Source organism: Moorena sp. SIO4E2 (assembly GCF_010671945.1).
Lineage (GTDB): Bacteria > Cyanobacteriota > Cyanobacteriia > Cyanobacteriales > Coleofasciculaceae > Moorena > Moorena producens.
This window is the reverse complement of the sequence record NZ_JAAHIE010000491.1, coordinates 1-5,328: the sequence shown is the minus strand read 5'-3', so window position 1 is coordinate 5,328 and position 5,328 is coordinate 1. Positions and strand designations below refer to the sequence as shown.

Here is a 5,328-nt window from a genome sequence, read left to right as displayed (position 1 = left end):
ACATCCGATACCAGTGTCACATAGTTAAAAATGCCCCAATCCAACTGTAAATAGGAACTACCCAAATAGTCTGAGTAAGGAACTCAGTCATCACGCCTTGACCTCATCATTTCATTGAATCAATTAAATAAAAATCGGTACTAATTAGCCCAAACGGATTTTTAAAGTTACGATTTTCCTCGGTTTACAGCTAATAATGTGGTGATTTGTCTTAAATCATTAGTATTTTTATAACTTTATCAGTTAAGGGTTATCTTGGACATAATCCAGGCAGATTTTTCCATAATATTTTTTTGATCATTACCATAAAACGTGGTTATTGACATCATGACAAGTAACCTTTATAGAACCGATAACGCTAACTGATTAAAGGTCAAGTCGGGCTTGACAACTGATCAAGCTAATGTATTAAAGCTCAAATCAGGCTTGACAAGCCATCTATCCACCCATCTCTCCTTAGTCAGGTTAGAGCGACCCAGTTCCCCGTGTCGTAACCCAGGAACTCGGTGACCGCACTCAAATTCTGGCGCTTAGTGAGGATTACTTATCTAAAAGTTATAAAAAAATTATAAAACAAAAGCAACCATTCTCCAAAACGGTTAATTTTCGTTAACTAATCTAGCTGACCCCCTCGGAATGTTAAGTTTTGTTAAGGTCTCTCATTAAGAAGTATTATCATATTTTATATTGTCAAATACGCCAAGGTTCTCTATGCTTAGTTTTGGTTGTCCTTTAAACAAAGATGTTGGGGGCATTCCCCGTCTACTATCTTTGTTTGAGCCGGGGTGTTAGCGTAGCTTGGCCGAAAAGCCAGGGAAACAATGACTTTTGGTCAGGCAAACCCACACCCCCCTCCACCCTTTAATCCCCCCCAAACTAACCATGAGGCGGATTAAGCGGGGAGCAAGGGAAGCACAGAAGCACGACCAATACACTTAGCTACCTGATTTAGCTAGGTGAATTAGCTAGGTCAGTTAGCTAGGTCAGTTAGCTACCTGCAATGGGCTTGGTCGGCTCACGTTCTGACGGTGTATCGAAAAGGCCGATTTACCCGGCAACATTGCAGTTACAGGACTTACGCAAGTGCCCCATAAATCCCCCAATTCTGGGGGACTTTGACATCATTACCCCCCAAGCGAACAATCCCTCGCTTGGGGGGGCAGGGGGGCAAAACCAACTAAACTTCGTAAGTCCTAAGTTATCTGCAATGCCACAGAAACCCTAACTACACTGCCCTAACTACACTGCCAGGTGAGTTAGGGAGCGTTCATCACTATTATTTGACTAATCCACTAGGAGAAAAGCGAAATGCCAATTGCTGTTGGAATGATTGAAACTGAGGGCTTTCCAGCTGTTGTAGAAGCAGCTGATGCGATGGTTAAAGCCGCTCGCGTCACCCTTGTGGGTTATGAAAAAATCGGTAGCGCTCGTGTAACCGTGATTGTGCGGGGAGATGTTTCCGAAGTGCAAGCTTCCGTATCCGCTGGGATAGAATCAGCAAACCGGGTGAATGGAGGTAAGGTGGTATCAACCCACATCATCGCTCGTCCCCATGAAAACTTAGAGTATGTCCTACCAATTCGTTACAGCGAAGCTGTGGAACAGTTCCGTAGCTATTAGCCAAGATGCTCCTAAAAACCATAGAGAGTCTAGAGGCAATTGGCACAAGCTTGGGTGCTGAACTGGTTGGTATGCAGTGACTATAGGTTTAGCAAAGAGCGCTTATATGCCGTCACAACCATCCCACGTGTGGTCAGCGCGTGGGTTGATCAAAATCTTGATAAACGTCTAGGAGTAAAATTCATGTCAATTGCTGTGGGAATGGTGGAAACCCTTGGTTTTCCAGCGGTTGTAGAAGCCGCAGATGCTATGGTGAAAGCGGCTCGTGTCACCCTTGTGGGTTATGAAAAAATTGGTAGCGCTCGTGTAACCGTGATTGTGCGGGGAGATGTGTCTGAGGTGCAAGCTTCCGTATCCGCTGGGGTTGATAACGTTAAGCGTGTCAATGGAGGTCAGGTATTATCTACCCATATTATTGCTCGACCTCACGAAAACCTGGAGTATGTTCTACCAATTCGTTATACCGAAGATGTGGAACAGTTCCGGGAGAGTACTAACGCCATCCGTCCGATGAACCGTCCATAATCGTCCGCCAATTTGAGATTCAAGACATGCCGGTGTCAAGTAGGGGATGTGCTTACCATGAGGGGAGAGATTGCTTGATCCACTAGTTTTGGCTTCGCCATATAACTGCTCCCTAATCCATCTCCCCCCAAGTCCTGTCACCCCAAGTCCTGTTATAAGTTAGGTCAATGCAAATTGCCAAGGTCCGAGGCACGGTCGTTAGTACTTATAAAGATCCTAGTCTTAGAGGAACTAAATTCCTTTTCCTGCAATACCTAGATGATGCAGGAGAACCACTCCCCAAGTATGAGGTCGCAGCTGACATAGTCGGTGCTGGTATAAATGAGTGGGTGCTAGTCAGCCGTGGCAGCGCGGCTCGGCAAGTCGGTGAGAGTGACAAGCGTCCCATCGACGCTATGGTGGTGGGGATTATTGACACGGTCAGTGTGGACAATAGCATGCTCTACAGCAAAAAAGACCAGTATTAGTGAGTAGGTTCGGACAATAGTAGCTTTGGGTAGTAGCTTTGGGTAGTAGCTTTGGGTAGTAGCTTATCCCTGGTTATCCATTGCTCGATTCTGACTTGAGCCCTATAGCTTTCCAAAGCAGTTATTTGTAACGATAAGCCATAACGGTAGAGGTTAACTATTAACAATCCAGCAATTTCTGCGTGATTACAATTCCCGAGTGGGAGCAGCAGAAATAACTAACCCCAATCCTCAAGTGTGGGGCTTGACAAAAATCTATTTCATGACAGTGTATCTCAAATAAAAATTAGGAGGAAAACATCTATGGCATTTAGCACCCAGGCAGCTCCCCCAACACCGTGGTCAAGGAATCTGGCCGAACCAAAAATTGATGACACAGCTTATGTGCATTCTTTTTCCAACATCATTGGAAATGTAGAGATTGCGGCCAATGTATTGATTGCTTCGGGAACCTCGATTCGAGCTGATGAAGGGGGAGCATTTTACATCGGTGAAGGCACTAATATTCAAGATGGTGTTGTGATTCATGGTCTTGAAGAAGGTCGGGTTGTTGGGGATGACCAGAAAGAGTACTCGGTCTGGATTGGCAAGAATGCATCAATTACCCACTTGAGCCTGATTCATGGTCCTGCTTATATTGGGGATGATTGCTTTATTGGCTTTCGCTCTACGGTGTTTAATGCTAGAGTTGGCAAGGGCTGTATTGTGATGATGCATGCCCTTGTTCAGGATGTCGAAATTCCTCCCGGTAAATATGTGCCTTCCGGAGCGGTGATTACTAATCAGCAGCAAGCTGACCGACTACCGGATGTAGAAGAGCAAGATAGAACGTTTGCTAACCATGTGGTGGCAATCAATGAGGCATTGCGGGCGGGTTATCAGTGTGCAGAGGATGATTCCTGCATGATGCCCATCCGCAAGGAAATTGCCGAAAATGCTGACTCTAATGGTCATAGTAGCCCTGATAGTTCCCATAAATCTTTCAGATCAATGTCTTCAAATACAGGATTAAGTTCAGAGCTTCAACAACGAGTTCGTCAACTGTTAGGCCAAGGATACCGAATTGGTGCTGAATATGCTGATGAGCGTCGCTTCCGTACTAGTTCCTGGAAGAGTGCTTCCGGAATAGACTCCGATCGTGAATCAGAAGTGCTCCAATCCTTGGGTGATTGTCTGGCAGACCACGCTGGTGAGTATGTCCGACTAATTGGGATTGACCCGAAAGCTAAACGCCGGGTGTGTGAAGAGATTATCCAAAAACCGGGTGGCCAAGTGTCTCGGAGTTCCAGTGGATCTGGTTCAAGCAGCTACAGCCCCTACAGCTCTGCTCCCCAACCTGCTGCGGCTGTATCTAACAATGGCTTAGAGGCATCAGTGGATGATCTAGTTCGTCAACTGTTGTCCCAAGGGTATCGCATTGGTATTGAGTATGCTGATGAGCGTCGCTTCCGGACTAGTTCCTGGAAGAGTGCTCCTGGCATAAACTCCGATAACGTATCACAGGCTGTGGCAGACCTGGGAGCTTGTTTGGCAGACCACGCTGGTGAGTATGTCCGACTGATTGGGATTGACCCGCAAGCTAAGCGCCGGGTGATGGAAAAGATTATTCAAAAACCTGGGGACACTGTCAACCCTGGTGCTAAATCTGCCCCTAGTAGTAGTAGCTATACTCCCCGTTCAACGCAATCCTCAGGATTTAATGGCAGCAGCGCTTCTGGTTCATCCTTGAGTCAAGATATCATTGATAAGATTCGTAACTTGTTGTCCCAAGGTTTTCGCATTGGTACTGAACATGCGGATAAACGTCGATTCCGCACCAGCTCTTGGCAGAGTTGCTCCCCCATTGATTCTACTCAGGTTTCAGACGTGGTTGAAGGTCTAGAAACCTGCTTGGTTGAACATTCGGGTGAGTATGTAAGGTTGATTGGTATTGATCCGAAAGCTAAACGGCGTGTTCTAGAGACGCTGATTCAAAAGCCGTAAATTATAAGTATAGCACAGGGAACAGGGAAAGAGGGGGAAGTGTGGGAGGTGTGGGAAGTGTGGGAAGTGTGGGTAGATGGGGGGAAGCCCCAATACCGCACTGCATCCCTTAGAAAAAAAACCGTCAAACCCTATCCCCCTAATCCCTTGCTGTCAGAATCATTCAATTTAAATCAAGACCAGCTTATTGATAGCTATTAGACTTCTTGCAACGGTAAAGAAGCCATCAAAAATGATAGTGCTAGAGTCAAATTTAATCCTAAAACCCTTTACCCAGAATTCTTTACCCCGACAATTGCAGCGAAGTCTACTGTGCCCAAAATTATGCACTTGCCTAAACTTCTATTGAGTAATAATTCTCATATACACGTGGAAGGAAATGTGAGCATTGATCCTAGTGCTGCTATTTCAGCAGGGGTAATTTTGCGAGCGGATCCAGACAGTAAAATAACGATTGCAGCCGGTGTTTGTATCGGTATGGGAGCAATTATTCATGCTCACAAAGGTACTGTGGAGGTGGAATCAGGAGCGAGTTTGGGAGCTGGGGTTCTGGTCGTGGGGAAGGGAAAAATTGGCGCTAATGCTAGTATTGGCTCCCTGACGACAATTTGGAATCATTCTGTAGAATCCTTACAAGTGGTACCATCAGCCTCCGTGTTGGGGGATAAGGGGCGTCCATTACCGGAAGAGTCTCAACCAACTCCTGATAGCTTGGAGCAGAAACCTCAGGAGT

The 5,328-nt window shown here is 46.0% G+C and carries 5 protein-coding genes; all 5 read left to right on the top strand.

What is annotated here, in order from left to right; genetic code table 11:
* Nucleotides 1-1,308: 1,308 nt before the first annotated feature.
* Nucleotides 1,309-1,620, top strand: a complete 312-nt coding sequence (locus F6K37_RS31280) for a carbon dioxide-concentrating mechanism protein CcmK (RefSeq protein WP_008185070.1) — start codon at nucleotides 1,309-1,311, stop codon at nucleotides 1,618-1,620.
* A gap of 183 nt (nucleotides 1,621-1,803) precedes the next feature.
* Complete coding sequence (locus tag F6K37_RS31275; protein WP_044493402.1) at nucleotides 1,804-2,145, top strand: carbon dioxide-concentrating mechanism protein CcmK; 342 nt, start codon at nucleotides 1,804-1,806, stop codon at nucleotides 2,143-2,145.
* Nucleotides 2,146-2,312: 167 nt separating this feature from the next.
* Entirely contained in the window at nucleotides 2,313-2,612 is a 300-nt protein-coding gene (ccmL, locus tag F6K37_RS31270; protein ID WP_008185074.1) for a beta-carboxysome shell vertex protein CcmL, read from the top strand.
* A 303-nt stretch (nucleotides 2,613-2,915) separates the two neighbouring features.
* Nucleotides 2,916-4,595, top strand: coding sequence for a beta-carboxysome scaffolding protein CcmM (ccmM, locus tag F6K37_RS31265; RefSeq protein WP_008185078.1), 1,680 nt, complete (start codon nucleotides 2,916-2,918; stop codon nucleotides 4,593-4,595).
* A 381-nt stretch (nucleotides 4,596-4,976) separates the two neighbouring features.
* Nucleotides 4,977-5,328, top strand: a 352-nt coding sequence (gene ccmN, locus F6K37_RS31260) for a beta-carboxysome scaffolding protein CcmN (RefSeq protein ID WP_502887787.1), incomplete at its 3' end; no start/stop codon positions are given.